Origin of the sequence: Microbacterium sp. (assembly GCF_031179285.1) — a bacterium.
Classification (GTDB): Bacteria; Actinomycetota; Actinomycetes; order Actinomycetales; family Microbacteriaceae; genus Microbacterium.
In genome coordinates this window covers 16,593-41,757 of record NZ_JAPSHY010000012.1, presented here as the reverse complement: position 1 = coordinate 41,757, position 25,165 = coordinate 16,593, and the positions used below count along the sequence as shown (strand labels likewise).

Sequence of the window (25,165 nt, the reverse complement as noted above, 5' to 3'; positions counted from 1 at the left end):
TCCAGATCGCTTCAGGCCGAGCGTTCGGTGGCCGCCCTGGCGAGATCGCGCAGCTCTCCGACGGCACTGTTGTCGAGGTGCGCACCCGACAGCGCCCGGTCGGCTTCTCGGGCGAACTCGGCGATCATCGCCTCGACCCGGTCGAGCGCTCCGGACTCCACCATCGTCGCCTGCAGGAATGACACCTGCTGCTCGGTGAGAGAGCGGTCACCGAGCATCTCGTCGACGAGATTCCTCGCGGAGGCGCCGATGGCATCACGCGTGAGGGCGACGAGGACCGTGCGCTTTCCCTCTCGGAGATCGTCGCCGGTGGGCTTGCCGGTGACGGACGCGTCTCCGAACACGCCGAGGACATCGTCGCGCAGCTGGAAGGCCATCCCCAACGGGTGCCCGAATCGACGCAGTGCGGTCACCTGATCCGCATCGGCCCCGGCGAGGGCGGCCCCGAGCACCAGCGGCTGCTCGACACTGTACTTCGCCGACTTCAGTGACGTGACCCGCAGTGCCCGTTCCGCATGAGTCGCTATGGGGTTCACGCTCCACGCGGACTCCTCGGCGATGTCGAGGAACTGGCCGGTGGTCACATCGCGGCGCATCCGCGCATACTCGGCGCGAACGGAGGCGGCCTGCGGGTGACCGGCGAGCCCTGACTCCAGGAGGTCGTCGCTCCACGCCACGAGGAGATCACCGAGCAGGATGGCGGATGCTCGCCCGAACGCCGCGGCGTCGCCCGTCCAGCCCGCTTCGCGGTGCTCCGTCTCGAGCGATCGGTGTGCCGCGGGGCGTCCTCGTCGCGTGTCGGAGTTGTCGATCAGGTCGTCGTGGACGAGGGCGGCCGACTGGAAGATCTCGAGGGCGGCACAGAGGTCCCAGAGAGTCCCGGTCTCGGTGGCGTCGCGCTCGGCATACCGTGCGACCGCACGCCAGCCGGAATGGCAGAAGCGCGCACGGAGTCGTTTCCCGCCGATGAGGGTCCTCGCGGCCTCGTCGATGAAGACGGCGGCGTCGGCTCCGTAGCCGGTGGCCTCCGACCGGATTCTCTGCAGGAACCGCTCCAGGTGCCTGCTGACGGATTCGGAGACGAGGCTGGGGGAGGGCACGACTCTCAGCATACGTACAAGGAATGCGGCGCCCGACGGCTAGCCGAGACCCGCGAGCGCGCGTAGAATGAAGGGCACGATACCCGAGGGGGACGAGATGCCACTGTCCGAACAGGAGCAGCGTCTGCTCGATGAGATGGAGCGCCATCTCCTTCATAACGACGCCGACGTCGTGAGCGCGCCCTCGGGCGATCGCACTCTGAGCTATCGCAATCTCGTGTACGGGGCGCTTCTGCTGCTCGCCGGTGTCGGCGCGCTCATCGCCGGTGTCGCCGTCGGCGACGTGCTCGGCATCGTCATCGGTGTCGTCGGCTTCGCTGCCATGCTGGCGGGCGTCATGCTGGCGGTCACCCCCGTTCGGCGGACCGCGCCGGCGCCGACGCGTGACAGCAGATCGACCAAACAATCGACCAAACAACAGAGCTCGGCATCCTTCATGGATCGCATGAACGATCGATGGGATCGCCGCCAGGACGGTCGCTGACCCTCCTCCTCCTCCAGAAGGCCCGGATGCGCTGAGCATCCGGGCCTTTTCACGTTCCTGCCGTCGTGCCCGGTGCCGGCCTGACTCGGCTCACGGCGCTCGATCCTCCCTCCGCCGCCCCTCCACCCCTCCTCCACCGGCGCTCCACCATGCTCGCCCGCGGAATTTCAAGGATCGCAGCGCCTTGCGCGACTCGCCGTCGCGTCCGTCGTGGGATTCATCGTAGGTTTGTGGAGGAAAGTGGAGTAAAGTGGGGCGCACCTCGAGTTGGCCGGACGGAGAGGGGGTGATGGCCGATGTTGCTGGGAACTCACTCACCCAAGCTGGACGACAAGGGACGGGTCATCCTTCCTGCGAAGTTCCGCGAGGATCTGGGCGGCGGCATCGTGATCACCCGCGGTCAGGAGCGCTGCCTCTACGTCTTCAGCACCAGCGAGTTCGAGGCGATGCACGAGCGGATCCGTCAGGCGCCGCTCGCGAACAAGCAGGCACGTGACTTCATGCGCCTGTTCCTCTCCGGCGCGAGCGCGGAGATGCCCGACAGCCAGAACCGCATCACCATCCCGCAGCCCCTTCGCCAGTACGCGGGCCTTCAGAAGGAACTCATCGTCACGGGCGTGGGCGCACACGCCGAGATCTGGGATGCCGAGAGCTGGAACACCTACCTCGCCGCCGGCGAGGAGACCTACGCAGACCTGGAGCAGGAGGTGATCCCGGGACTGTTCTGACCACGGCTGTGATGCCCCGCCGCTCCCGCCCCGACACACTTCCCCGGTGCCGGGTCGAGATGCGGAGGGGGATCAGAGCCCTGGTCCTCGAGAAGCAGAGGTCGCCCGAGAGAGATCATGAACCTCCGAGACATCCACACCCCCGTCCTGCTTGACCGCTGCGTCGAGCTGCTCGCCCCCGCCCTTCAGGCCGACGGGGCGGTGCTGGTCGACGCCACACTCGGTATGGGCGGCCATGCCGAGGCGTTCCTCGAGAGGTTCCCGAACATCCGCCTCGTCGGGCTCGACCGCGACACCGACGCGCTGCGGATCGCGCGGGAGCGCCTGGCCCGCTTCGCCGACCGGATCACCCTCGTGCACACCGTGTACGACGAGATCGGGCTGCACGCCCAGGGGGCCTCCGGCATCCTCTTCGACCTCGGAGTTTCCTCTCTGCAATTGGATGAGGCCGAGCGCGGCTTCGCGTACTCGAAGGATGCGCCGCTGGACATGCGGATGGACCAGACCTCGGGCGTCACAGCCGCCGAGGTCATCGCCACCTACAGCGAAGGAAACCTTCGCCGCATCTTCGAGCGCTACGGCGAGGAGAAGCTCGCGGGCCGCTATGCCCGATTCATCATCGAGGCTCGCCAGAAGCGGCCCATCACACGCTCCGGCGAACTGGTCGAGATCCTCATCGCGGCGACCCCGGCGGCCGCGCAGCGCGCGGGCCACCCGGCCAAGCGGGTCTTCCAGGCACTGCGTATCGAGGTCAACACCGAACTCAACGTTCTCGCTGATGCGATCCCGGCCGCGATGAACGCGCTGAGAGTCGGCGGCAGGATCGTCGTGATGTCCTACCAGTCGCTGGAGGACCGCCTGGTCAAGCAGGCGTTCGCGGCGGGTGCCGCCTCCACGGCTCCGGCAGGCCTCCCGGTCGAGCTTCCCGAACACGCTCCTCGGTTCCGGATCGTCACGAAGGGCGCCGAACTCGCAGACGACGCTGAACGGGCACGCAACCCCCGAGCGATTCCGGTGCGTCTGCGTGCCGCCGAGAAGCTGCGGGACTCGGCATGAGCGTCACGGCAACGGCACGCGCCCTTCCTCGGCCCGCGACGCGACCCTCACCTGCGGGGGCACCCGAGCGGAGACTGCGCCCGGTCACGGTGTCGCCGACGCGTCGCAAGCCGAAGCTCGCCTATGCCCTGATCGCCCTCGCCGGGGCGATGGCGATCGGTGCCGCCCAGATCGCGCTATCGCTGGCGATCACCCAGGACTCCTTCACTCTCGCCAGGCTCACCTCGCAGCAGGGTGAGCTCAATCTGCAGAGCCACGCGCTCCAGGAGGAGCTCACCGGTCTCAGTTCTCCGCAACTGCTCGCCGCCAATGCCGCCGATCTCGGCATGGTGGTCGCAGGCTCGGCCTCATATCTGCGCCTGAGCGACGGTGCCGTGTTCGGCGCGGGCACCGGCGCCGGCTGGCAGTCAACGGTCGATCCGAAGGGCGCGGGAGCGATCAGCAATGCGCTCCTGCAGAGCGCCGCGGTCGAGACGCCGCCGCCGGATGGAGGAGCCGATACCCAGACGGCGGCGACCGACCTCCCGCCATCGATCACAGACGGACTCCCGAGCCCGACGACCCGCTGAATCACCCGGAGACGGAGACACTCCCATGACGACACGAGCCACCCGCAGCCCGCGGCGACGCACCGTGGTCGCTCTCGCCGTCGTGCTCTCGGTGCTGGCGGCGTTCGTCGTGCGATTGGTGGACATCCAGGTGGTGAACGCGGACGCGCACGTGGAGCAGTCGCTCGGCCAGCTGGGCGCGGGCAAGCCCATCGCCGGGCAGCGCGGTTCGATCGTCGATGCCAACGGCACCGTGCTCGCCTCGAGCGTCCTCGTGTACGACGCGCAGCTCGACCCGATGCTCATCATGCAGCTCGAAAGCGACCCAGAGAAGAAGCCCGAACTGCCCTGGGCCGAGGCATCGGAGAAGATCGCCGTCGTCACCGGTCAGACGGGCGATGAGGTCAGGGCGCTCGTCGACGCGGCGATCGCCGCGGACCCGGAAAGCCAGTACGCGATGCTGGCGAAGTCGCTGACGACGGAGCAGTACATCGAACTGCGTGACCTCGGACTGGCGTACCTGCACCTGAAGCCGCGCGAGACGCGCGTCTATCCGAACGGCGGCGTCGCCGGCAATCTCGTCGGCTTCATCGACAGCGAGGGCAAGCCGCAGGCCGGCATCGAGAAGCTCGAGTCCGAGTGCCTGGCGCCCGTCGACGGCGAGTTGACGTACCGTCGCGGCAAGGACGGCGTCGTCATCCCGGGCAGCGAGCGCACCGTCGATGCCGTCGACGGCGGCTCGGTGCAGCTCACGATCAACAGCGATCTGCAGTGGTATCTCACACAGATGATCGCCGAGGAGGCGCAGAAGCAGGGAGCGCAGGGCGGAACCGTCACCGTCGTCGAGGTGAAGACCGGCAAGATCCGGGCCGCCGCGGAATGGCCGTACATGGACCCGAACGACCTCGACGCCACATCGCCCGAGACCTGGGGCAACAAGGTGTTCAGCTACGCGTTCGAGCCCGGCTCGACCTTCAAGGCGATCACGGCCGCCGCTGTCATCGAGGGTGCCGGCGCCACACCGCTGACCACGACGACCGCCTCGTCGCGCGAGACTTTCCCCAACGGCGCCGTGATCAACGACGCCTTCCCGCACCCCGCCTACAACTACACGCTCGCCGGCGCCCTGATCGACTCCTCGAACGTCGCACTGTCGAAGTTCGGCACGATGGTCAGCCCGGAGGTGCGCTACGACTACCTGCAGCGCTTCGGCGTCGGAGAGCCCACCGTCGGCTTTCCGAACGAATCCGGCGGCGTCCTGCACCCCGTCAGCGAGTGGGACAACCAGTCCATCTACACCACGACCTTCGGGCAGTACTTCATGGTGACCGCCCCGCAGGTCGCCGGCGCATACCAGGCCATCGCCAACGGCGGGGAGAAGATCGAGCTCTCCCTCATAGAGTCGTGCACCAAGGCCGATGGAACGGTGGTGACGCCCGAAGCGCCGGAGCGCGAGCAGATCATCGCTCCCGAGACCGCATCGCAGCTGACGCGGATGCTGGAGAACGTCGCGGTGCAGAGCGGTACCGCGGAGCGGATCGCGGTGCCCGGCTATCGCATCACCAGCAAGACGGGTACGGCGGAGCTCGCCGAGAACGGTCGCTATCTCTCCGGGGCGTACTACACCAGCCTCACCGGGTTCGCACCCGTCGACGATCCGCAGTACGTGGTCGTGGTCACCATGGATCGGCCGACTAAGGTTATATCGTCCGCGGCGACCGCCTCCGCCTACCAGAAGGCGCTGACGCAGGTGTTGAAGACCTACCGCGTGATGCCGTCCTCCGTCCCGATGGACGAGTTGCTTCCCAAGTTCGATTAGCCGGCGAGAGCCGCGCCTGGAGACGTCATGATCGCCCTGTCGCTCGCTGAGATCGCCACCATCATCGGTGGAGAACTGCGCCCTGTCGGAGACGACACGGCCGACACCGTGGTCGATGGCGTCGTCGACACCGACTCCCGCACCATGGAGCCCGGCTCGATCTTCGTCGCCAAGCCGGGAGCCGAGACCGATGGCCACCGGTTCGTGGGCGCCGCCGTCGACGCCGGTGCCGTGCTGGCGATCGTCGAGCATCCCGTCGACGAGCCGGTCACGCAGATCGTCGTCTCCGACACGATCGCCGCCCTCGCGGACCTGGCGAGAGAGGTTGTCGCGCGCGTGCGCCGCCACGGGGACCTGCGCGTGGTCGGGATCACCGGATCCAACGGCAAGACGACCACGAAGAACTTCCTCGCCCGCGTCCTCGAGGCCGAGGGCGAAACCGTCGCGCCGGTACGTTCGTACAACAACGAGGTCGGAGCCCCTGTGACGATGCTCCGCGTCACCGAGAACACCAGATTCCTGGTGAGCGAGTTCGGCGCGGCGGGCCCCGGGAGCATCGCCCGCCTCGCGGGTCTCGTCGAACCGGATGTCGTCGTGGTGCTGATGGTCGGGATGGCGCATGCCGGTGGGTTCGGCGGCATCGAAGGGACCGCGAAGGCCAAGGCCGAGCTGGTCGCCGCTGCACGCCCCGACGGCACGGCAGTCCTCGGAATCGATGACGCGAGAGTCGCCGCGATGCGTGAGCTGGCGGTCGCTCGCGGCATGCGCGTGGTCGGCTTCGGACAGAGCCAGGACGCCGACGTCCGCGCGCACGACGTCGAGGTCTCCGCAGCGGGCACGCGCTGCATCGTCGACGTCGCCGGCGAGACCATCCCGCTGAATCTGCAGGTCCTCGGCGCGCACCACGTCGGCAACGCACTCGCGGCGATCGCGGCCGCCGGCGTGCTCGGCGTGCCGACGGCCGATGCCGTCGCGCGTCTGCGGACGGTCGAGATCGCGGAGCGCTGGCGGATGCAGCCGCTGGGAAACGACCGCGTCCGCATCATCAACGACGCCTACAACGCGAGCCCCGACTCGATGGCCGCCGCCCTTCGCACGCTCGCGCAGATAACCGGCCCCCAGGAGCGCACGGTCGCCGTCCTCGGGGCGATGACCGAACTCGGCGAGAGCGCCGGCGAGGAACACGACCGCATCGGTCTGCTCGCGGTCCGACTGAACATCCGGCGCATCGTGGTCGTCGGCCCCGAGGCCAGGCGGCTGTACCTCGCCGCGGTCGGCGAGGGGTCCTGGGACAGCGAGGCCGTGCACCTTCCTGATCAGGACGCCGCCTTCGAGTACCTGCGTACAGAGCTGCGCGACGGTGATCGTGTGCTCGTCAAGTCATCCAATTCCGTGGGGCTCCGGCATCTCGGCGATCGTCTGGGAGAATTGTTCTCGTGAGGTCCCTGCTTATGGCGGCGGCGATATCGCTCGCCTTCACACTCTTCCTGACCCCCGTCTTCCTCCGGCTGTTCCGCAAGTGGGGGTGGGGGCAGGTCATCCGCACCCCCGAAGCGATCGAGAACCCGAACCACGAGGCCAAGCGGGGAACGCCGACGATGGGCGGCGTCATCTTCATCCTCGGCACGATCGTCGGCTACTTCACCGGCGTCTACGTCGGTGGCGGGGTGCCCGCGCTGTCCGCGCTCCTGGTGATCTGGCTCATGGTGGGATTCGGCGCGGTGGGCTTCATCGACGACTTCATGAAGGTGCGCAGCCAGCGCAGCCTGGGCCTCTCCGGCTGGCGGAAGATCATCGGCCAGCTCCTGGTCATCGTGCCTTTCGGTGTGGTCGCCCTCAACTTCCCGAACACTTTCGATCAGACACCGGCGAGCGGCGCGATCTCGCTCTTCCGCGACATCACCTGGCTCAACCTCTTCGTGTTCGGTGCCATCCTCGGGTGGGTCCTCTATCTGGTGTGGATCGCGATCATCGGTGTCGCGACGTCGAACAGCGTGAACCTCACCGACGGACTCGACGGGCTCGCCGCCGGCGCGAGCGTGTTCGTCGTCGGCGCCTACAGCCTGATCGCCTTCTGGCAGTTCAAGCAGGCCTGCACGGTGGTCGAGACCGAGGCGATCGGCGGATGCTACGAAGTACGCGACCCGTTCAACCTCGCCATCATCGCCGCATCCTTCGCGGCAGGACTCATCGGCTTCCTGTGGTGGAATGCGCCCAAGGCCAAGGTGTTCATGGGCGACGTGGGGTCGATGGCGATCGGCGGTGTCATCACCGCGATGGCGATCCTCACCCGCACCGAGCTGCTGCTCCTGGTGATCGCCGGCGTGTTCGTGCTGTCGTCCGGGTCGGTGATCCTGCAGCGCGCATACTTCAAGGCGACCAGGGGGAAGCGACTCTTCCTGATGAGCCCCTTCCACCACCACCTCGAGATGCGGGGCTGGCCGGAGGTCACGATCGTCGTCCGGCTCTGGATCATCTCGGGCCTTCTGGCGGTGTCCGCCGTCGGCCTGTTCTATGTCGAATGGCTGACCCGTGTCAACTGACCGACGGCTCGACGGGCTCACCAGCTGGCACGCCGACTGGCGCGGCCTTCGCGTCGCGGTCCTCGGCCTCTCGGTGACCGGTTTCTCGGTGGCCGACACCCTCGCCGAGCTCGGTGCCGATGTGATCGTGCTCAGTGAGTCCGCCGCCGAGGAGTATGAGCGCCTGCTGCCCGTGATCGGGGTCCCGCTCGAACTCACTCCGTTGTCGTCGGTGCCGGCCGCGCTCGTGGACTTCGCTCCCGAGGTCGTCATCGCCTCGCCGGGATTCGCCCCGTCGCATCCCGTGATCCGGTGGGCGCTGGAGCACGACATCGCGCTGTGGGGAGATGTGGAACTCGCGTGGCGGATTCGCGACAAAGTGGTGCGTGCCGATGGCACGCCTGCCGAGTGGGTCCTGATCACCGGCACGAACGGCAAGACGACGACCACCCAGCTCACCGCTTCACTGCTGGTGGAGGGGGGGCTCCGTGCGGCACCCTGCGGCAACATCGGCATCCCGGTGCTCGATGCGGTGCGCGATCCCGGCGGATTCGACGTGCTGGTCGTCGAGCTCTCCAGCCATCAGCTCTGGTATCTGGGGCGGTCCAGTGCCGCGGGGGAGCTGTTCCCGTACTCCTCGGTGTGCCTCAACCTGGCCGACGACCACCTCGTCTGGCACGGCAGCGCGCAGGCATATCGAGACGCGAAGGCCGTCGTCTACCGCAACACGCGCGTCGCCTGCGTCTACAACAAGGCCGATGAGGCGACGCGTCGCATGGTCGAGGATGCCGATGTGATCGAGGGGGCGCGGGCCGTCGGCTTCGACCTCGGCGTGCCGGGTCCCAGTGATCTCGGAATCGTGGAGGGGCTGCTCGTCGACCGCGCGTTCCATGGCGACCGGGCGCGCAGCGCGCTCGAACTGACGACGATGGCAGACCTCGAGTCCGCCGGTCTCTCTGCACCGCACATCGTGCAGAACATCCTGGCCGCGAGCGCTCTCGCGCGCTCGCTGGACGTCGCACCCGAGGCGATCCAGTCGGCACTGCAGAAGTTCCGACTCGACGCGCATCGCATCCAGGTCATCGCGCGACACGCGGGCATCACCTGGGTGGACGATTCGAAGGCGACGAACCCGCACGCCGCAGCGTCTTCGTTGCGCGCCTATCCGGGAGCGGTCTGGGTGGTCGGCGGCGACCTCAAAGGCGTGGACATCGCCGATCTCGTCGCCGACGTCGGCAGCACCGCACGTGCAGCCGTCGTCATCGGCGTCGAGCGAGCTGCCGTGGTGACGGCATTCCGGCGACACGCGCCGGCGGTGCCGTTGTTCGAGGTGGATGCTGGTGAGACTGGACTCGTCATGAACCGTGTCGTCGAGATCGCGGCGGGGATCGTCGACGACGAGGGAACAGTCCTGCTGGCCCCCGCGGCGGCATCCTTCGACCAGTTCACAAGCTATGCGGATCGCGGCCGCCGCTTCGCCGAAGCGGTGCGGGAATGGATCGACCGGGGGAGTGCTGATGACACAGCTGGCTCGCCCCCCGCGGTCTGAGTCCGGTGGCCTCGCGGCCAGGGTCTCGCTCGGTCGCCGCTTCACGCCGCTGTCGACGGAGTTCCTCCTCATCGCCTCGACGGCGCTGCTGCTGACGACCTTCGGGCTGGTCATGGTGCTCTCCGCGACCAGCGCCACGGCGGTGGCGAACGGGGAGAACCCGATGGAGGGGGTGCTCCGACAGGCCGCCTTCGCGGTGCTCGGCATCCCGCTGATGTTCCTCGTCAGCCGGCTGCCCGTCGCGTTCCTCAAGAAGCTGGCGTGGCCGGCGCTGTTCGGCGCTGTCCTGCTGCAGCTGCTCGTGTTCACCCCTCTCGGCGACGCCAACGGCGGAAACCGGAACTGGATCAAGATCGCGGGGTTCACCCTGCAACCGTCCGAGTTCCTCAAGCTCGCTCTCGCGCTGTGGATCGCGTACGTCCTGCTGCGCAAGCGCGCGATGCTCGGCACCTGGCACCAGGTGTTCATCCCGGTGATCCCGGTCGGAGTGCTCGCGATCGGCACCGTGCTCGCTGGCAGGGATCTGGGCACGTCGATGGTGCTCGTGCTGATCCTGCTCGGCTGCCTGTTCTTCTCGGGCGTGAAGCTCCGACTGTTCATCATTCCGCTCATCCTGGGCGTGGCCGCCGTGGTCGCCTACGCGACCACCAGCCCCGACCGGATGCGTCGCATCCTGGCGACCTGCGATGACATGACCCTGTACAACACCGACTGCTATCAGTCGATCCACGGCATCTGGGGCATGGCCAACGGCGGCATCTTCGGCTTGGGCCTGGGCAATTCGCAGGAGAAGTACGGATGGCTGCCCGCGGCAGGCAACGACTTCATCTTCGCGATCGTCGGAGAAGAGCTGGGCCTGATCGGATGCGTGGTGGTGCTCGCGCTGTTCACCTTCTTCGCTGTCGGTGCGTTCCACATCATCCGCAAGACCGACGATCCCTTCATCCGGGTCGCTGCGGGCGGCATCACGGTGTGGATCGTGGGGCAGGCCGTCACCAACATCGGCGTCGTGATCGGCGTCTTCCCGGTGATGGGTGTGCCGCTGCCGTTCATGTCGCAGGGCGGCACGGCGCTGCTCGCCGTACTCATCGCCTGCGGCGTGCTCCTCGCGTTCGCGCGCACGGTCCCGCTGGCCGAGAAGAGCCCAGCCGGCCGGGGTAAAGTCGCCAGGTGACCACGTACCTTCTCGCCGGCGGAGGCACCGCCGGCCATGTCAACCCCCTGCTCGCGGTGGCAGACGCCCTCCGTGACCGCGACCTCGAGGCGAGCGTGCTGGTCCTCGGCACGGCGGAAGGGCTCGAATCGCGCCTGGTGCCTCAGCGAGGGTACGAACTGCTCATCGTCGACAAGGTGCCCTTCCCCCGTCGGCCGAACATGCAGGCGGCGGCCTTCCCCACGCGCTTCCGCCGCGCGGTCGCCCAGGTCGTCGCGCATCTGCGCCAGCACCGCGTCGACGTCGTCGTCGGATTCGGCGGATACGCCTCGGCACCGGCGTATGTCGCCGCCCGTCGGCAGCGGATCCCGTTCGTCGTGCACGAGGCCAATGCGAAACCCGGATTGGCGAACGTGCTCGGCGCGCGTCGCGCCGCGGCCGTAGGGGTTGCCTTCGAGGGCACGCCGCTGCGCGGCAGTGAGGTCGTCGGGATGCCGCTGCGCCGAGAGGTCATCGAGCTGAACCGCGCTGAATCACGCGCCGAGGCGGCCGACATGTTCGGGCTCGACGCCGATCGTCCCGTCCTGCTGGCATTCGGGGGTTCGCTCGGAGCTCAGCGTCTGAACGACGCCCTCGCGGACTCCTGGGGCGACGTGCTCGCCGCCGGATGGCAGCTGATCCACGTCACCGGCGAACGGAGCGATCTGGTCGATCCCGGCGTGCCGGGGTATGTGGTGCGGCGCTACATCGACCGGATGGATCTCGCATTCGCCCTGGCGGATGTCGTTCTGTCCCGCTCGGGCGCCGCGACCGTCAGCGAGATCACCGCGCTGGGCATCCCCGCCCTCTACGTGCCGTACTCGGTGGGAAACGGTGAGCAGCGGCTCAACGCGGCATCAGCGGTGGCGGCAGGCGCGGCGCAACTGCTCGACGACGAGACCTTCGACGGCGACGCGGTCCGGCGGATCGTGGTGCCACTGCTCTTGGATCCCGATCGCATCGCCCGGATGGCATCCGCCGCCCAGAACGCCGGCACTCGCAGCGGAACCGAGAACGTCGTCGCTCTCGTGGACCGCGCACTCGCCACGGCCCGTCGCTGACCGGGCGCGGCCCGGCGAAACGTAGACTGAGCAGGACATGATCAGACCCGACCTCTCCCTCCCGATCCCCGAGACGATCAACGCAGCCCACTTCGTCGGCATCGGCGGTTCCGGCATGAGCGGACTCGCCCGCATGTTCCTGGATGCCGGCATCCGCGTCTCCGGCTCCGATCGGGCCGACAGCGACAACCTGCGAGCTCTCGCCGCCGCCGGCGCCACCGTTCACGTCGGGCACGATGCCGCGCACCTGGGCGACGCCGACACCGTGGTGCACACCGGGGCCATCTGGCCCGAGAATCCGGAGTTCGTCACGGCGAAGGAACGCGGCCTTCACGTCATTCACCGCTCGCAGGCGCTGCACTGGCTGATCGGCTCTCGCCGTCTGGTCTCGGTCGCCGGCGCCCACGGCAAGACGACGTCGACCGGCATGATCGTGACTGCTCTGCGGGAGCTCGGGGCCGACCCGAGCTTCGTGAACGGCGGGGTCATCGAGCAGTTCGGCATCTCGAGCGCCACCGGGTCGGGCGATCTCTTCGTTATCGAAGCCGACGAGTCCGACGGGACCTTCCTGCTGTACGACACGGCCGTCGCCCTCATCACCAACGTCGATCCCGACCATCTCGACCACTTCGGCTCGGAGGAGGCATTCCACGACGCCTTCATCCGCTTCGCCGACGCCGCCACCGAGGCCGTCGTCATCTCGAGCGACGATGCGGGCGCGCTGCGCGTGAAGGGCGGGCTGTCCCACCGCAACGTGCTCACGTTCGGTCAGGCGACCGACGCCGATGTGCGGGTGACCGACATCGTCACCGACGGGCCCGTCGCAGCGATGATCGCCCACGGCGATGAGAGCGCGCGGCTGCAGCTCGCCGTACCGGGCGTGCACAACGCGATCAATGCGGCAGGCGGGGTGGCCGTGCTGCGTGCCCTCGGATACGCGCTGCCCGACGCGGTCGCCGCGATGGAGGGTTTCGCGGGAACCGTGCGACGTCTCGAGCAGCACGGCGTCGAACGCGGCGTCGCCGTCTACGACGACTACTCGCACCACCCGACCGAGGTCCGCGCAGCGCTGGAGGCGATGCGCACGCTGGCGGGCGGCGGACGCATCATCGCGATCCAGCAGCCGCACACGTACTCGCGGACCCAGCACATGTATCAGGAGTTCGCTGACGTCCTCGAAGAGTTCGCCGATCACACGGTGATGCTCGACGTGTACGGAGCGCGGGAGGATCCCGTTCCCGGCGTCACGGGCGAGCTCGTCAGCGGCGCATTCCGTGACCCGTCGAATGTCCGCTTCGTCGCTGACTGGCAGGAGGCCGCCGACTACACCGCGTCGGTTGCCCGGGCAGGGGACGTCGTGATCACGCTCGGCTGCGGCAACGTCTACCAGATCATCCCGCAGGTGCTCGACTCGCTGCGGCAGACGTCCGAGGCATAGCGGATGCGCCGGCCCCCGCCTCTTCCGACACCGGCGGAGCAGGAGACCGCGCCGCAGGAACGCCGTTCGCGACGCCGGGTCGACGTCGAGGCGATCACGGATGGCCCGCGCGCGCAGAGCGACTCTGACCCGCGCGCGCAGCGCGACTCCGGCGCCGGCGACGACGGATCCCGACCCGACGAGCAGGTCGAGACGCCGGCGCCGATGACCGGTCGCGACGTCTGGCGGGCGGCACGGGCGCGTCGTCGCGCGCTCCGTGCGGAGATCCGCCGATTCACTCAGCGCTCGCGTCGGCGGCGGATCATCTGGCTCAGCGCGGCCGGGGCGCTGCTGCTGCTCGTGGGCGGCAGCGTCGCCGCCGCGTACAGTCCGCTCTTCGCCGTCGAGAAGATCACGGTCGTCGGCGCTTCCGCTCTCGATGCCGCCGCGGTGGAACAGGCGCTGGGCGACCAGATCGGCACCCCACTGGCACTCGTCGACGCCAGCGAGGTGAAAGCCGCGCTGTTGTCCTTCCCCCTCATCGAGACCTATGCACTCGAGGCGAAGCCACCCCATGACCTCACCGTCCGGATCGTGGAGCGCACCGCCGTCGGCGTCGTCCGGTCGGATGCCGGATACACCCTCGTCGACGCGGCGGGCGTCGCTCTCGCGACGACCACGGATCAACCCGCCGGCCAGCCGCTCATCGAGGTTCAGGGTGGCGTGGATTCGGCTGCGTTCGAGAGCCTGGGGCTTGTGATCCGCGCCCTTCCCGCGGATGTGCGCGCGACGGTCACGGGAGTGCGCGCGTCGACCGCCGACGATGTGACGCTCACCCTCGCGTCCGGGCTCACGGTGGTGTGGGGGAGTGCGGAAGAATCCGTCGAGAAGGCCATCGCCCTCTCGAAAACCCTGCTGGCACGGCCCGACGCGAAGACCATCGACATTTCCTCGCCGCACCTCGCGGTCGTCGGCTGAGCGGATCGCACGCCAAACTAGCGACACGCCGTGTCGCTGCGAGTGCGCAGGCACCCGGCGCTTACCTTCGAACAAGAGAACGCAATACCGGGAAATACTTTACACCTCTAGTTGAGGTTTAAGGTTCACCCACTTCCAGGCTCAACTTATTCGGAGGCCGGCCATGAGCCAGAACCAGAACTACCTCGCTGTGATCAAGGTCGTCGGCGTCGGCGGTGGCGGCGTCAACGCCGTCAACCGCATGATCGATCTCGGCCTGCGCGGGGTCGAGTTCATCGCCGTCAACACCGACGCTCAAGCGCTGCTGATGAGCGATGCCGACGTCAAGCTCGATGTGGGCCGGGAGCTCACGCGGGGCCTGGGTGCCGGTGCCGACCCCGAGGTGGGTCGCCGTGCAGCAGAGGACCACGCCGAAGAGATCGAGCAGGCGCTCACCGGAGCTGACATGGTGTTCGTCACGGCAGGCGAGGGAGGCGGAACCGGAACCGGTGGCGCTCCCGTCGTCGCGCGGATCGCGAAATCCATCGGCGCTCTCACCATCGGTGTCGTCACCAAGCCGTTCTCCTTCGAAGGTCGCCGTCGCCAGAGCCAGGCCGAGGCCGGTGTGGCCAAGCTCAAGGAAGAGGTCGACACGCTCATCGTCGTGCCGAACGACCGGCTCCTCGAGATCAGCGACCGCGGCATCTCGATGATCGAAGCGTTCGCGACCGCCGACCAGGTCCTTCTCGCCGGTGTGCAGGGGATCACCGACCTCATCACCACCCCCGGGCTCATCAACCTCGACTTCGCCGACGTCAAGTCGGTCATGCAGGGCGCCGGCTCCGCGCTCATGGGAATCGGATCCGCCCGCGGCGCCGACCGCGCCATCAAGGCGGCCGAACTGGCCGTCGAGTCGCCGCTGCTCGAGGCGTCGATCGAGGGCGCGCACGGCGTGCTGCTGTCGATCCAGGGCGGATCGAATCTCGGAATCTTCGAGATCCACGATGCCGCTGACCTCGTCAAGGAGGCCGCCCACCCGGAGGCGAACATCATCTTCGGAACCGTCATCGACGACACGCTCGGCGACGAAGTGCGCGTGACCGTCATCGCCGCCGGCTTCGACGGGGGAGAGCCCTCCCTCCGCCTCGACCCGATGGTCGTCTCGCGCCCGGCGGCCGCGTCGACGCTGCCCGAGGTGTCGCTGTCCGACACGAACGACGCGCCCGCGACGTCGGAGAAGTCCGAGACCGCGACCCCTTCCCGCGTACCGGCCACCAGCATCGAGCCGGCCTTCGCCGACGACGACATCGACATCCCCGAATTCCTCAAGTAGCCGGTGGCGCTCGAGGATCCTCACGTGAGCGAACTGGCTGCGCGGCTGTCGGCGATCGACGCACAGATCGCCGACGCCGCGCGGCGGTCCGGTCGTGATCCCGCTGAACTCACCCGCATCGTGGTCACGAAGTTCCATCCGTCCTCTCTCGTGCGCGAACTGCACGCCCTCGGCGTCAGCGACGTCGGCGAGAACAGGCAGCAGGAGCTGAGCGCCAAACAGGCAGAGCTCGCCGCCCTGGAGCTACGCTGGCATTTCATCGGTCAGGCGCAGACGAACAAGGCCGCGTCCATTCGAAGGAGCGCGGACGCCGTGCACTCCGTGGACCGGGAACGGCTCGCCGATGCCCTCCACCGGGCCGCCGAGGACGAGACGCCCCTCGACGTCCTCGCACAGATCAACCTCACCGACGACCCGGGTCGCGGCGGCGTCGCCCCTGGTGCGGTCGAAGCGCTGGTCGAGCACATCCTGGCACTGCCGTCGTTGCGACTTCGCGGTGTCATGGCCGTGGCACCCCTGGACGAGGAGCCGGCATCCGCTTTCGCACGCTTGCGCGGAATCGCCGATCGGGTCATCGCTCTCGCGCCGGAAGCGTCATGGATCTCCGCCGGAATGACCGGCGACTTCGCCGAGGCGATCGCCGCGGGCGCGACACACCTGCGGATCGGATCCGCAATCACAGGACCCCGCCCCGAGCGGGGTTAACCTGTCAACAGACCAGCCCGAACGTTCGAACCGGAGGACACGATGGGTAACCCGCTGAAGAAGACCATGGTGTATCTCGGCCTCGCCGACGAGGAAGAGGTCTACGAGGAGGAGACGCCGTCTCCCGCCCGCGCTCAGCGCGAGCGCGATCGTGACCGTGACCGCGAGGAATCCGCGCCGGCCCCGGTGACTCCTCTTCGCCGCCCCGTTGCGGTGCGACAGCCTGCAGGAGGTGTGGTGAACGAGATCCTCACGGTTCACCCGAAGCAGTATCGTGATGCCCAGCTGATCGCCGAGAGCTTCCGCGAGGGCGTGCCGGTCATCATCAATCTCTCTCAGATGAGTGACGCCGATGCGCGGCGGCTCATCGACTTCGCCAGCGGTCTCTCCCTCGGCCTGTACGGCCGGATCGAGCGCGTGACCTCGAAGGTCTTCCTGCTCTCGCCGGAGAACATCGCGGTGTCGGGCCACGGGGGCATCGCGCACGCAGACGTTGAGTCTGCGGGCTTCGATCAGTCGTAGCTCGTGGAGCTGGTCTCCGTCATAGCCGGCATCGTCCATCTGATGCTGCTGCTGTACATTTTCGTGCTCTTCGCGCGCCTTGTCCTCGACTACATTCCTCTGTTCAACCGGGAGTGGCGTCCGAAGGGCGCGGGCCTGGTCGCCGCCGAAGCCATCTACACGATCACCGACCCGCCGATCCGGTTCTTCCGGCGGTTGATCCCGCCGCTTCGCCTGGGCACACTGTCGCTGGATTTCGGGTTCGCGCTCACCATGATCGTGGTGCTGATCCTCATGTCGATCGTGCGGATATTCACCTGATCCATTGCGCGAGTCGCTCGCGTACGGGTGTCGCAGCGTCGCGCCGGACAGGAGCGAGGACTATGCTTGGCTCCCAGGTGCGCGCCCCGGGTTCGCGCCACATCACGACCACGCCATACTTCGAAACTGGCAACCGAACTCATCGAAAGAGGAGCCAACATGGCACTTACCCCGGATGACGTCGTCACCAAGCAGTTCCAGCACGTCCGCTTCAAGGACGGCTTCGACCCGGACGAGGTGGATGACTTCCTCGACGAGATCGTCATCGAGTGGCGCAAGGCCCTCGAAGAGAACGCAGAGCTGAAGGCCAAGCTGGCCGCCTACGAGTCGGGCTCCGCCCCCGAGGCCGCCGCTGCCGCACCTGCCCCCGTGGCCGAGGTGCCCGCTGCGGCCGCCGCTGAGACTCCGGCAGAGCCTGCGCCGTCCGGTTCGGCGACCGCGACTGCCGGCATCATCGAGCTCGCCCAGCGCCTGCACGACGAGCACGTCGCCGAGGGCGAGGCGAAGCGCGACCAGCTCATCGCCGAGGCCGAAGCAGAGGTCAACCGCATCCGCAGCGAGGCGGAGGCCAAGCAGCGTGAGGAGACCTCGCGCATGGAGCGCGAGCGCAACTCGCTCGAGGCCCGCATCACCGAACTCCGCAACTTCGAGCGCGACTACCGCTCTCAGCTGCGCGGGTACATCGAGGGTCAGCTGCGCGACCTCGACCAGAAGTCGGCATCGACCGACTCCACGCCCGTCTCGGCGATCGGACTGTAGGTCGATCCTTTGACAGGACGTCGTCCCCTTCGTCGGTCGGCGGCCGGTGCGCTCGTTGCGATCCTCGCAGCGCTCGTACTGGCCGCCGACCAGTTTGTGAAGCACCTCACGATCACCCACCTCCCACTGGAGGAGGCCGTTCCCGTTCTCGGTGATTTCCTCCAGCTCTACTTCGTGCGCAACCCCGGCGCCGCCTTCTCGCTCGGCGCTGAGGTCACGTGGATCTTCACCATCGCGCTGTCGATCGTCGCCGCGATCATCGTCTGGAAGGCTTTCGGGCTGCGGTCCAGGCTCTGGGCTGTCGTGCTCGGGCTTCTGCTCGGTGGCGTGCTCGGCAATCTCAGCGATCGGCTGTTCCGGGAGCCCGGCTTCCCGGTCGGTCACGTCGTCGACATGATCTCCATGCCGTGGATGATGCCGGCGATCTTCAACGTCGCAGACATCTTCATCGTGGGCGGCATGATCTCGGTGGCGCTCCTGGTGGTCTTCGGCCTGCGCTTCGACGGGACTCGCGACCGCGATCACGCGGCAGCGGAGACGGATGCCGGTGCTCGTCCTCTGTCTGAGGATCGGGGAGTCGTCGAAGCGGACGCGCCCGCGCCCGCGTCAGGGGTTGCCACGCCCGCGGCCGATGCCGAAACCGAGGGGCGCTGAGGGGTGGAGACCCGCTCGATGCCCGTCCCTGACGGTCTGGACGGGCAGCGCGTGGACGCAGCGCTTGCGAAGATGCTCGGATTCTCACGCACCTTCGCTGCCGACATCGCCGAAGCAGGCGGCGTGCGCTTGGACGGCGCGACTCTCGGCAAGTCCGACAGGCTGCACGGCGGGGGCTGGCTCGAGGTCGAGTGGCAGGCGAAGGAAGGCCCACGGGTCGTCCCGATCGCGGTGCCGGACCTCGGGATCGTCTACGACGACGACGAGATCGTCGTCGTCGACAAGCCGACCGGCGTCGCAGCACACCCCTCGCTCGGCTGGGAGGGCCCGACGGTGGTCGGCGCCCTCGCCGCATCCGGTTTCCGCGTCTCCACCAGCGGTGCCCCGGAACGCAAGGGCATCGTGCACCGCCTCGATGTCGGCACCAGCGGGCTCATGGTCGTGGCGAAGACCGAATCCGCCTATACCGCGTTGAAGCGCGCGTTCAAGGAGCGCACGGTCGAGAAGATCTACCACGCCGTCGTGCAGGGCCATCCCGATCCGCTCGCCGGCACCATCGACGCTCCGATCGGACGCCACCCGAGCCACTCCTGGAAGTTCGCCGTCGTTCCCGACGGCAAGCCCTCGGTGACGCACTACGAGACGCTCGAGGCCTTTCGCGGGGCGTCGCTTCTCGAGATCCATCTCGAAACCGGCCGCACCCATCAGATCCGCGTGCACATGGCCGCTCACCGGCATCCCTGCGTCGGCGACCCGCTCTACGGCGCCGACCCGACGCTGTCCGCGCGGCTCGGGCTGACGCGGCAGTGGCTGCACGCGCACCAGCTGGCATTCCATCACCCGGCGACCGGTGACTGGGTGCAGTTCGAGTCCGCGTACCCGGCGGACTTCCGTCACGCGCTGGACGTGCTCCGCGGGGAGTAGCGCGGCGCGGCCCGAGGTCTGTGTGCCGGGGCTGTGTCTCAAGGTCTGTGTGCCGGGGTCGTGCCCCGAGATCAGGAGAACAGCGCCGGATCAGGACGATTCCGCGGGGATCATCCTGTTCTCGGGATTTCTCCTGTTTCCGGGACGCGCGGTTTCACCGGCGCGTGTCGGCGGTCTGCGGCAGACTGTGCGCATGAGCATCGAGGTGCGTCCGGCGACTGTGTTCGATGACGTCGCGACCCTGGTCGGGCCGAAGAAACCGACCTCCAATGTGTGCTTCTGCCTGAGCTACCGACTGGGCAGCAAGGAGAACGTGGCGCTGCGCGGCCAGGCCCGCGCCGACCGCGTGCGCGAGCTGTGTGATCACGACCCGCCGCCCGGCGTGATCGCATACCTCGACGACGAACCCGTCGGCTGGGCGGCACTCCACCCGCGCCGTGACACCAGCTTCGCCCGGAACCGCCTCATCCCTCATGTCGACGATCTCGACGTGTGGTCGCTGTGGTGCTTCCGGGTGCGCCCCGGCTATCGCAAGCATGGGCTGATGCATGCGCTCGTCGACGGTGCGGTCGGCTACGCGCGCGAGCGCGGGGCGCCTGCGGTCGAGGGTTATCCCGTCGACAACGAGGGAGCCAGGGTCAATCCGACGATGATGTACGTCGGCACGCGCGCGATGTTCGAGCGCGCCGGCTTCGAGAAGGCGGCCGACACCGGCTCTGTGCTCGACGGATTCCCGCGGGTGCTCATGCGGCTCGACCTCCGGTGACGCAGCGACGAGCGCCGGACGTCGGATGCCGAAAGTAGACTCGAACCCATGGCATCCGACTCCTTCGTCCACCTGCATGTGCACAGCGAATACTCGATGCTGGACGGTGCGGCGAAGATCAATTCGATGACCCAGGCGGCCGCCGACTACGGGATGCCGGCTATCGCGGTGACCGATCACGGGAACACCTTCGCGGCGTTCGAGTTCTACAAGGCCGCGCAGGCGGCGGGCATCAAACCCATCGTCGGTCTTGAGGCGTATGTGACCCCTGGAACCCATCGCAGCGACAAGACGCGTGTCGCGTGGGGTTCTCCGGATCAGAAGAGCGACGACGTCTCGGGGTCGGGTGCCTACACGCACATGACCATGTGGAGCCAAAGCACCGAGGGCATGCACAACCTGTTCCGGCTCAGTTCGCTGTCGAGCATGGAGGGCTACTACTTCAAGCCCCGCATGGACCGGGAGCTGCTGCAGACCTACGGCAAGGGGCTGATCGCGACGACCGGCTGCCCCTCGGGTGAGGTGCAGACCCGCCTCAGGCTCGGCCAGTACGACGCGGCGCGCGCGGCGGCGGCCGAGTTCCAGGACATTTTCGGCAAGGAGAACTACTTCGCCGAGATCATGGACCACGGGCTGTCCATCGAGCGGCGGGTGATGACGGATCTCCTCCGGCTCGCGAAAGATCTCAGCATCCCGCTGGTGGCGACGAACGACTCGCACTACACGCACCAGCATGAGGCCGATGCCCATGCCGCTCTGCTGTGCGTCCAGTCCGGTTCCACGCTCGACGACCCGAACCGCTTCAAGTTCGACGGCGACGGCTACTACATCAAGACCGCCGCCGAGATGCGTCAGATGTTCCGCGACCACCCGGAGGCGTGCGACAACACCCTCCTCATCGCCGAGCGCTGCGAGGTCGAGTTCAACACCTCGGCGAACTACATGCCGCGCTTTCCGGTTCCCGACGGCGAGACCGAAGACAGCTGGCTGGTCAAAGAGGTCGAGAAGGGCCTCCACGTCCGCTACCCCCACGGCATCCCCGACAAGGTGCGCAAGCAGGCGGAGTACGAGACCGGGATCATCCTGCAGATGGGATTCCCGGGGTACTTCCTCGTCGTCGCCGACTTCATCAACTGGGCGAAGGACAACGGCATCCGCGTCGGGCCGGGGCGAGGGTCCGGAGCCGGCTCCATGGTCGCGTACGCGATGAGGATCACCGACCTCGATCCGCTCGAGCACGGCCTGATCTTCGAGCGGTTCCTCAATCCCGACCGGGTGTCGATGCCCGACTTCGACGTCGACTTCGACGACCGTCGCCGCGGCGAGGTCATCGACTACGTCACCCGCAAGTACGGGTCGGAGCGCGTGGCGCAGATCGTCACGTACGGCACGATCAAGTCCAAGCAGGCGCTGAAGGATGCCGGGCGCGTGCTGGGCTTCCCGTTCAGCATGGGGGAGCGGCTCACCAAGGCGATGCCGCCGCCCGTGATGGGAAAGGACATGCCGCTGGACGGCATGTTCGACTCGGCTCACCCGCGGTACAAGGAGGCCAGCGAATTCCGAGCGCTCATCGAGACCGACCCGGAGGCGAAGACGGTTTTCGACCGCGCGCTGGGGCTGGAAGGACTGAAGCGCCAGTGGGGCGTGCACGCGGCCGGCGTCATCATGTCGTCGGAGCCGCTGCTCGACATCATCCCGATCATGAAACGGGAGCAGGACGGCCAGATCGTCACCCAGTTCGACTACCCGTCGTGCGAGGCTCTCGGGCTGATCAAGATGGACTTCCTCGGGCTCCGGAACCTCACGATCATCTCCGATGCCCTCGACAACATCCGCTCGAACCGCGGCGAAGACCTCGACCTCGAACTGCTCCCGCTCGATGACCAGCCCGCCTACGATCTGCTGGCCAGAGGCGAATCGCTCGGCGTGTTCCAGCTCGACGGCGGCCCGATGCGCTCGCTGATGCGCCTGATGAAGCCCGACAACTTCGGCGACATCTCCGCCCTCATCGCCCTGTACCGCCCTGGTCCCATGGGAGCGAACTCGCACACCAACTATGCGCTGCGCAAGAACGGGCTGCAGGAGATCACCCCGATCCACCCGGAGCTCTCCGAATCCATCGCCGACATCCTCGACGAGTCCTACGGCCTGATCATCTACCAGGAGCAGGTGATGGCCATCGCGCAGCGGGTGGCCGGCTTCTCGCTCGGACAGGCGGACATCCTCCGGCGCGCGATGGGTAAGAAGAAGAAGTCCGAGCTCGACAAGCAGTACGAGGGCTTCCAGGCCGGAATGCACGCCAACGGCTACTCCGACGGCGCAGTGAAGGCGATCTGGGACATCCTGCTGCCGTTCTCCGACTACGCATTCAACAAAGCGCACTCCGCGGCATACGGGGTGATCTCGTACTGGACGGCGTACCTCAAAGCGCATTACCCCGCCGAGTACATGGCGGCTCTGCTCACGAGCGTCGGAGACTCCAAGGACAAGATGGCGCTGTATCTCAACGAGTGCCGCCGCATGGGCATCAAGGTGCTGCCACCGGACGTGTCGGAGTCGATCAACTTCTTCGCCGCCGTCGGCGACGACATCCGTTTCGGGCTCGGCGCTGTGCGCAACGTCGGCAGCAACGTCGTCGACGGCATCGTCCAGGCTCGCAAAGAGCAGCGCTACACCTCGTTCCATGACTTCCTCGACCGGGTGCCGCTCCACGTCGCCAACAAGCGCACCGTGGAGTCGCTCATCAAGGCCGGGGCGTTCGACTCTATGGGCAACTCCCGGCGAGCCCTCATGGAGATCCACGAGGATGCGACAGAGGCCGCCGTCGACCGCAAGCGCAACGAAGCTCAGGGCGCGATCGGGTTCGACTTCGACAGCCTGTATGACGGTGTCGAGCATGAAGCCCCCGCCAAGGTGCCCGACCGTCCGGAGTGGACCAAGAAGGACAAGCTCGCCTTCGAGCGAGAGATGCTCGGTCTCTACGTCTCCGATCATCCGCTGGCGGGGCTCGAGGTGGCCATCGCCAAGCACGCCTCGATCTCCATCCACGACCTCAACAACTCCGAGGATCTGCAGGACGGCGACCAGGTCACGGTCGCCGGGCTCGTGACCAGCGTGCAGCATCGCGTGGCGAAGGCGAGCGGCAATCCCTACGGCATGATCACCATCGAGGATTTCAACGGCGAGGTCACCGTGATGTTCATGGGCAAGACCTACACCGAGTTCCAGCACACGCTTCAGCAGGATTCGATCCTCGCCGTCCGCGGACGCGTCTCGCGCCGCGACGACGGGCTGAACCTCCACGCGCAATCCGCGTTCGCACCGGATGTCGGCTCGTTCGATGCGGCTGGTCCCCTGTCGCTCGTGCTCGCCGAACAGCGCGCCACCGAGCGAGTGATGCACGACCTCGCCGAGGTGCTCCGCCGTCATTCCGGCGACACCGAGGTCATGCTCCGCGTGCACAGAGGAGCGACGGCGAAGGTGTTCGAGGTGCCCATGCCGGTCAAGGTGACCGCCGACCTGTTCGGTGACCTCAAGTCACTGCTCGGCCCGTCGTGTCTCGGCTGAGCGGGTAGTATCAGGACGCGTTGGGAGCGCGGAACGACCCCCCGCCGCGCACCGCGACGAAAGGACGACTGATGAGCACGGACCAGCCCGAGACCCCCGAGACCGAGAGCGAACCCTTCATCGACGACGACGGCGTGCTCTATGACGAGGAGGTCACGCCGGAGTACGGCATCCTCGGATTCACGCTTCGCGAGCTTCTCATCGTCGGCATCTGGCTGGTGGCGTTCGTCGTCTCGTTCTTCCCGCTGGCCGGCGATTCGTCGATCTGGGCGATGGGGATCCAGTGGATCCTGCCGATCGGCCTCCCCACGGTCGCCGTCTTCCTGCTGGTGCTGCGTCGCTTCTCACCCGACGGGATCCGGAGGGTGGGGTCTCTCGGCATCGATCAGTTCGCATCGGTCGCCTTCTCGGTCGCTGCCACGGTCTGGCTCGGCAGTCTCTGGACGGCTGTCGCCGGCGCGATCGAGTTCGGCGCGTGGACGCTGGCGTGGAACGGGGTGGTGCAGCTGATCGCGATGCTCGCGCTCGTGGCGCTCACAGTGTTCGCCCCCATCATCCCGGGCGTGAAGGAGGACTTCCAAGGCCGGCTCGTCACGCTCGCGCACCGCAACGCCAATCCTGTGCGTCCAGTGATCCCACGTCCGCGCCCGGTGGCTGAGGAGCACGCGCCGGCTGAGGCCGCCCCGGCGCAGCAGGCGGATGCCGACGGGACCTACCCGTCCGACCGATCGAACACGATGGTGCTCGATGTCGAGCTCGCTGGAGAGCACGCCACCGACGAGATCGCGCGCCCCGACCTCGCCTCGCAGGTCCCACTGGGTGCTCACGCCTCACGGGGCGGCACCGGCACCGAGAATGCGACCGTGGACGGCCAGTACGTGCCGTCGTATGCGCGTCGCTCGCGGGGAGACGGCTCGAACTTCGAACCTCTCGTAGGCGAAGACCAGGGGCCGGTGGCAGAAACCGACGACCCCGATCTCGATGCGACCAATCCGCGGGAGGCGCCGCCGGTTGCGCAGCCGTTCTGGATTCTCGCGCCCACCGAGCGCGATGTGCACGACGAGCGCGGCGAGCCGGTCTTCCGTATCGGCCCGACCGCGTGGGCGCTGGTCGTCGAAGATCGGGGCGGCGCCTATGTCGTCCGTCACGACGACGGCCGCATCGGCTACCTGCACGAGATCGCCGACGTCACGAAGGGCTGA

The 25,165-nt window shown here is 67.6% G+C and carries 23 protein-coding genes; 22 read left to right on the top strand and 1 reads right to left on the bottom strand.

The annotated features are described in order from the left end of the window. Positions 1-11: 11 nt before the first annotated feature. Positions 12-1,112: a polyprenyl synthetase family protein gene (locus RIN18_RS09520; protein WP_375163517.1), complete on the bottom strand. Its 1,101-nt coding sequence runs from the start codon at positions 1,110-1,112 to the stop codon at positions 12-14. 85 nt (positions 1,113-1,197) lie between these two features. Between RIN18_RS09520 and RIN18_RS09515 the strand changes: the two genes are divergently transcribed. The 22 genes from RIN18_RS09515 (at position 1,198) to RIN18_RS09410 (ending at position 25,165) form a co-directional block, all read left to right on the top strand. Next, positions 1,198-1,584: a DUF3040 domain-containing protein gene (locus RIN18_RS09515; protein WP_309103731.1), complete on the top strand. Its 387-nt coding sequence runs from the start codon at positions 1,198-1,200 to the stop codon at positions 1,582-1,584. Between the two features lie 296 nt (positions 1,585-1,880). Then, positions 1,881-2,312, top strand: a complete 432-nt coding sequence (mraZ, locus tag RIN18_RS09510) for a division/cell wall cluster transcriptional repressor MraZ (protein ID WP_309103730.1) — start codon at positions 1,881-1,883, stop codon at positions 2,310-2,312. A 117-nt stretch (positions 2,313-2,429) separates the two neighbouring features. Next, positions 2,430-3,368: a 16S rRNA (cytosine(1402)-N(4))-methyltransferase RsmH gene (rsmH, locus tag RIN18_RS09505; RefSeq protein ID WP_309103729.1), complete on the top strand. Its 939-nt coding sequence runs from the start codon at positions 2,430-2,432 to the stop codon at positions 3,366-3,368. Then, positions 3,365-3,937 carry a hypothetical protein gene (locus RIN18_RS09500; RefSeq protein ID WP_309103728.1) on the top strand — a complete coding sequence of 191 codons (573 nt, stop codon included), beginning with the start codon at positions 3,365-3,367 and terminating at the stop codon, positions 3,935-3,937. The genes rsmH and RIN18_RS09500 overlap by 4 nt, the downstream gene beginning before the upstream one ends. 25 nt (positions 3,938-3,962) lie before the next feature. Next, positions 3,963-5,735, top strand: a complete 1,773-nt coding sequence (locus tag RIN18_RS09495; protein ID WP_309103727.1) for a penicillin-binding protein 2 — start codon at positions 3,963-3,965, stop codon at positions 5,733-5,735. A 27-nt stretch (positions 5,736-5,762) separates the two neighbouring features. Continuing rightward, entirely contained in the window at positions 5,763-7,175 is a 1,413-nt protein-coding gene (gene murF / locus RIN18_RS09490; protein ID WP_309103726.1) for a UDP-N-acetylmuramoyl-tripeptide--D-alanyl-D-alanine ligase, read from the top strand. Continuing rightward, positions 7,172-8,278 (top strand): phospho-N-acetylmuramoyl-pentapeptide-transferase, encoded by a 1,107-nt coding sequence (mraY, locus tag RIN18_RS09485; RefSeq protein WP_309103725.1) that lies wholly within the window; start codon positions 7,172-7,174, stop codon positions 8,276-8,278. Before murF ends, mraY begins: the two co-directional genes overlap by 4 nt. Continuing rightward, a complete protein-coding gene (gene murD / locus RIN18_RS09480; RefSeq protein ID WP_309103724.1) occupies positions 8,268-9,806 on the top strand; it encodes a UDP-N-acetylmuramoyl-L-alanine--D-glutamate ligase in 1,539 nt (512 codons plus the stop codon). The genes mraY and murD overlap by 11 nt, the downstream gene beginning before the upstream one ends. Continuing rightward, the gene (gene ftsW, locus RIN18_RS09475) at positions 9,775-10,980 is read left to right on the top strand and encodes a putative lipid II flippase FtsW (protein ID WP_309103723.1); all 1,206 of its coding nucleotides are present in this window, start codon (positions 9,775-9,777) and stop codon (positions 10,978-10,980) included. Before murD ends, ftsW begins: the two co-directional genes overlap by 32 nt. After that, positions 10,977-12,059, top strand: a complete 1,083-nt coding sequence (locus RIN18_RS09470) for a UDP-N-acetylglucosamine--N-acetylmuramyl-(pentapeptide) pyrophosphoryl-undecaprenol N-acetylglucosamine transferase (RefSeq protein WP_309103722.1) — start codon at positions 10,977-10,979, stop codon at positions 12,057-12,059. Before ftsW ends, RIN18_RS09470 begins: the two co-directional genes overlap by 4 nt. A 37-nt stretch (positions 12,060-12,096) precedes the next feature. Next, on the top strand, positions 12,097-13,497 hold the full coding sequence (gene murC / locus RIN18_RS09465; protein WP_309103721.1) for a UDP-N-acetylmuramate--L-alanine ligase: 1,401 nt from the start codon (positions 12,097-12,099) through the stop codon (positions 13,495-13,497). A gap of 3 nt (positions 13,498-13,500) precedes the next feature. After that, entirely contained in the window at positions 13,501-14,454 is a 954-nt protein-coding gene (locus tag RIN18_RS09460; RefSeq protein ID WP_309103720.1) for an FtsQ-type POTRA domain-containing protein, read from the top strand. Between the two features lie 163 nt (positions 14,455-14,617). Continuing rightward, positions 14,618-15,766, top strand: a complete 1,149-nt coding sequence (ftsZ, locus tag RIN18_RS09455; protein ID WP_309103719.1) for a cell division protein FtsZ — start codon at positions 14,618-14,620, stop codon at positions 15,764-15,766. 24 nt (positions 15,767-15,790) lie between these two features. Further along, positions 15,791-16,471: a YggS family pyridoxal phosphate-dependent enzyme gene (locus tag RIN18_RS09450; RefSeq protein WP_309103718.1), complete on the top strand. Its 681-nt coding sequence runs from the start codon at positions 15,791-15,793 to the stop codon at positions 16,469-16,471. A gap of 42 nt (positions 16,472-16,513) precedes the next feature. Next, a complete protein-coding gene (locus tag RIN18_RS09445) occupies positions 16,514-16,993 on the top strand; it encodes a cell division protein SepF (protein ID WP_309103717.1) in 480 nt (159 codons plus the stop codon). Positions 16,994-16,996: 3 nt separating this feature from the next. Then, positions 16,997-17,293: a YggT family protein gene (locus RIN18_RS09440; RefSeq protein ID WP_309103716.1), complete on the top strand. Its 297-nt coding sequence runs from the start codon at positions 16,997-16,999 to the stop codon at positions 17,291-17,293. Positions 17,294-17,452: 159 nt separating this feature from the next. Then, complete coding sequence (locus RIN18_RS09435; RefSeq protein WP_309103715.1) at positions 17,453-18,052, top strand: DivIVA domain-containing protein; 600 nt, start codon at positions 17,453-17,455, stop codon at positions 18,050-18,052. A gap of 9 nt (positions 18,053-18,061) precedes the next feature. Then, positions 18,062-18,706: a signal peptidase II gene (gene lspA, locus RIN18_RS09430; protein WP_309103714.1), complete on the top strand. Its 645-nt coding sequence runs from the start codon at positions 18,062-18,064 to the stop codon at positions 18,704-18,706. Positions 18,707-18,709: 3 nt separating this feature from the next. Next, positions 18,710-19,630 carry an RluA family pseudouridine synthase gene (locus tag RIN18_RS09425; RefSeq protein WP_309103713.1) on the top strand — a complete coding sequence of 307 codons (921 nt, stop codon included), beginning with the start codon at positions 18,710-18,712 and terminating at the stop codon, positions 19,628-19,630. A 193-nt stretch (positions 19,631-19,823) separates the two neighbouring features. After that, positions 19,824-20,396 (top strand): GNAT family N-acetyltransferase, encoded by a 573-nt coding sequence (locus tag RIN18_RS09420; protein ID WP_309103712.1) that lies wholly within the window; start codon positions 19,824-19,826, stop codon positions 20,394-20,396. A 48-nt stretch (positions 20,397-20,444) separates the two neighbouring features. Then, complete coding sequence (dnaE, locus tag RIN18_RS09415; protein ID WP_309103711.1) at positions 20,445-23,963, top strand: DNA polymerase III subunit alpha; 3,519 nt, start codon at positions 20,445-20,447, stop codon at positions 23,961-23,963. A 71-nt stretch (positions 23,964-24,034) separates the two neighbouring features. Further along, positions 24,035-25,165, top strand: a complete 1,131-nt coding sequence (locus RIN18_RS09410) for a hypothetical protein (RefSeq protein ID WP_309103710.1) — start codon at positions 24,035-24,037, stop codon at positions 25,163-25,165.

Bases quoted from the DNA above. Each gene is read 5' to 3' on its own strand.
- RIN18_RS09515 (WP_309103731.1), top strand. From the start codon at position 1,198: ATGCCACTGTCCGAACAGGAGCAGCGTCTGCTCGATGAGATGGAGCGC.
- ftsW (WP_309103723.1), top strand. From the start codon at position 9,775: ATGACACAGCTGGCTCGCCCCCCGCGGTCTGAGTCCGGTGGCCTCGCG.
- RIN18_RS09410 (WP_309103710.1), top strand. From the start codon at position 24,035: ATGAGCACGGACCAGCCCGAGACCCCCGAGACCGAGAGCGAACCCTTC.
- RIN18_RS09520 (WP_375163517.1), bottom strand. From the start codon at position 1,112: ATGCTGAGAGTCGTGCCCTCCCCCAGCCTCGTCTCCGAATCCGTCAGC.
- murC (WP_309103721.1), top strand. From the start codon at position 12,097: ATGATCAGACCCGACCTCTCCCTCCCGATCCCCGAGACGATCAACGCA.
- RIN18_RS09435 (WP_309103715.1), top strand. From the start codon at position 17,453: ATGGCACTTACCCCGGATGACGTCGTCACCAAGCAGTTCCAGCACGTC.
- RIN18_RS09500 (WP_309103728.1), top strand. From the start codon at position 3,365: ATGAGCGTCACGGCAACGGCACGCGCCCTTCCTCGGCCCGCGACGCGA.
- RIN18_RS09445 (WP_309103717.1), top strand. From the start codon at position 16,514: ATGGGTAACCCGCTGAAGAAGACCATGGTGTATCTCGGCCTCGCCGAC.
- ftsZ (WP_309103719.1), top strand. From the start codon at position 14,618: ATGAGCCAGAACCAGAACTACCTCGCTGTGATCAAGGTCGTCGGCGTC.
- RIN18_RS09420 (WP_309103712.1), top strand. From the start codon at position 19,824: ATGAGCATCGAGGTGCGTCCGGCGACTGTGTTCGATGACGTCGCGACC.
- rsmH (WP_309103729.1), top strand. From the start codon at position 2,430: ATGAACCTCCGAGACATCCACACCCCCGTCCTGCTTGACCGCTGCGTC.
- RIN18_RS09460 (WP_309103720.1), top strand. From the start codon at position 13,501: ATGCGCCGGCCCCCGCCTCTTCCGACACCGGCGGAGCAGGAGACCGCG.
- dnaE (WP_309103711.1), top strand. From the start codon at position 20,445: ATGGCATCCGACTCCTTCGTCCACCTGCATGTGCACAGCGAATACTCG.
- mraZ (WP_309103730.1), top strand. From the start codon at position 1,881: ATGTTGCTGGGAACTCACTCACCCAAGCTGGACGACAAGGGACGGGTC.
- murF (WP_309103726.1), top strand. From the start codon at position 5,763: ATGATCGCCCTGTCGCTCGCTGAGATCGCCACCATCATCGGTGGAGAA.
- RIN18_RS09495 (WP_309103727.1), top strand. From the start codon at position 3,963: ATGACGACACGAGCCACCCGCAGCCCGCGGCGACGCACCGTGGTCGCT.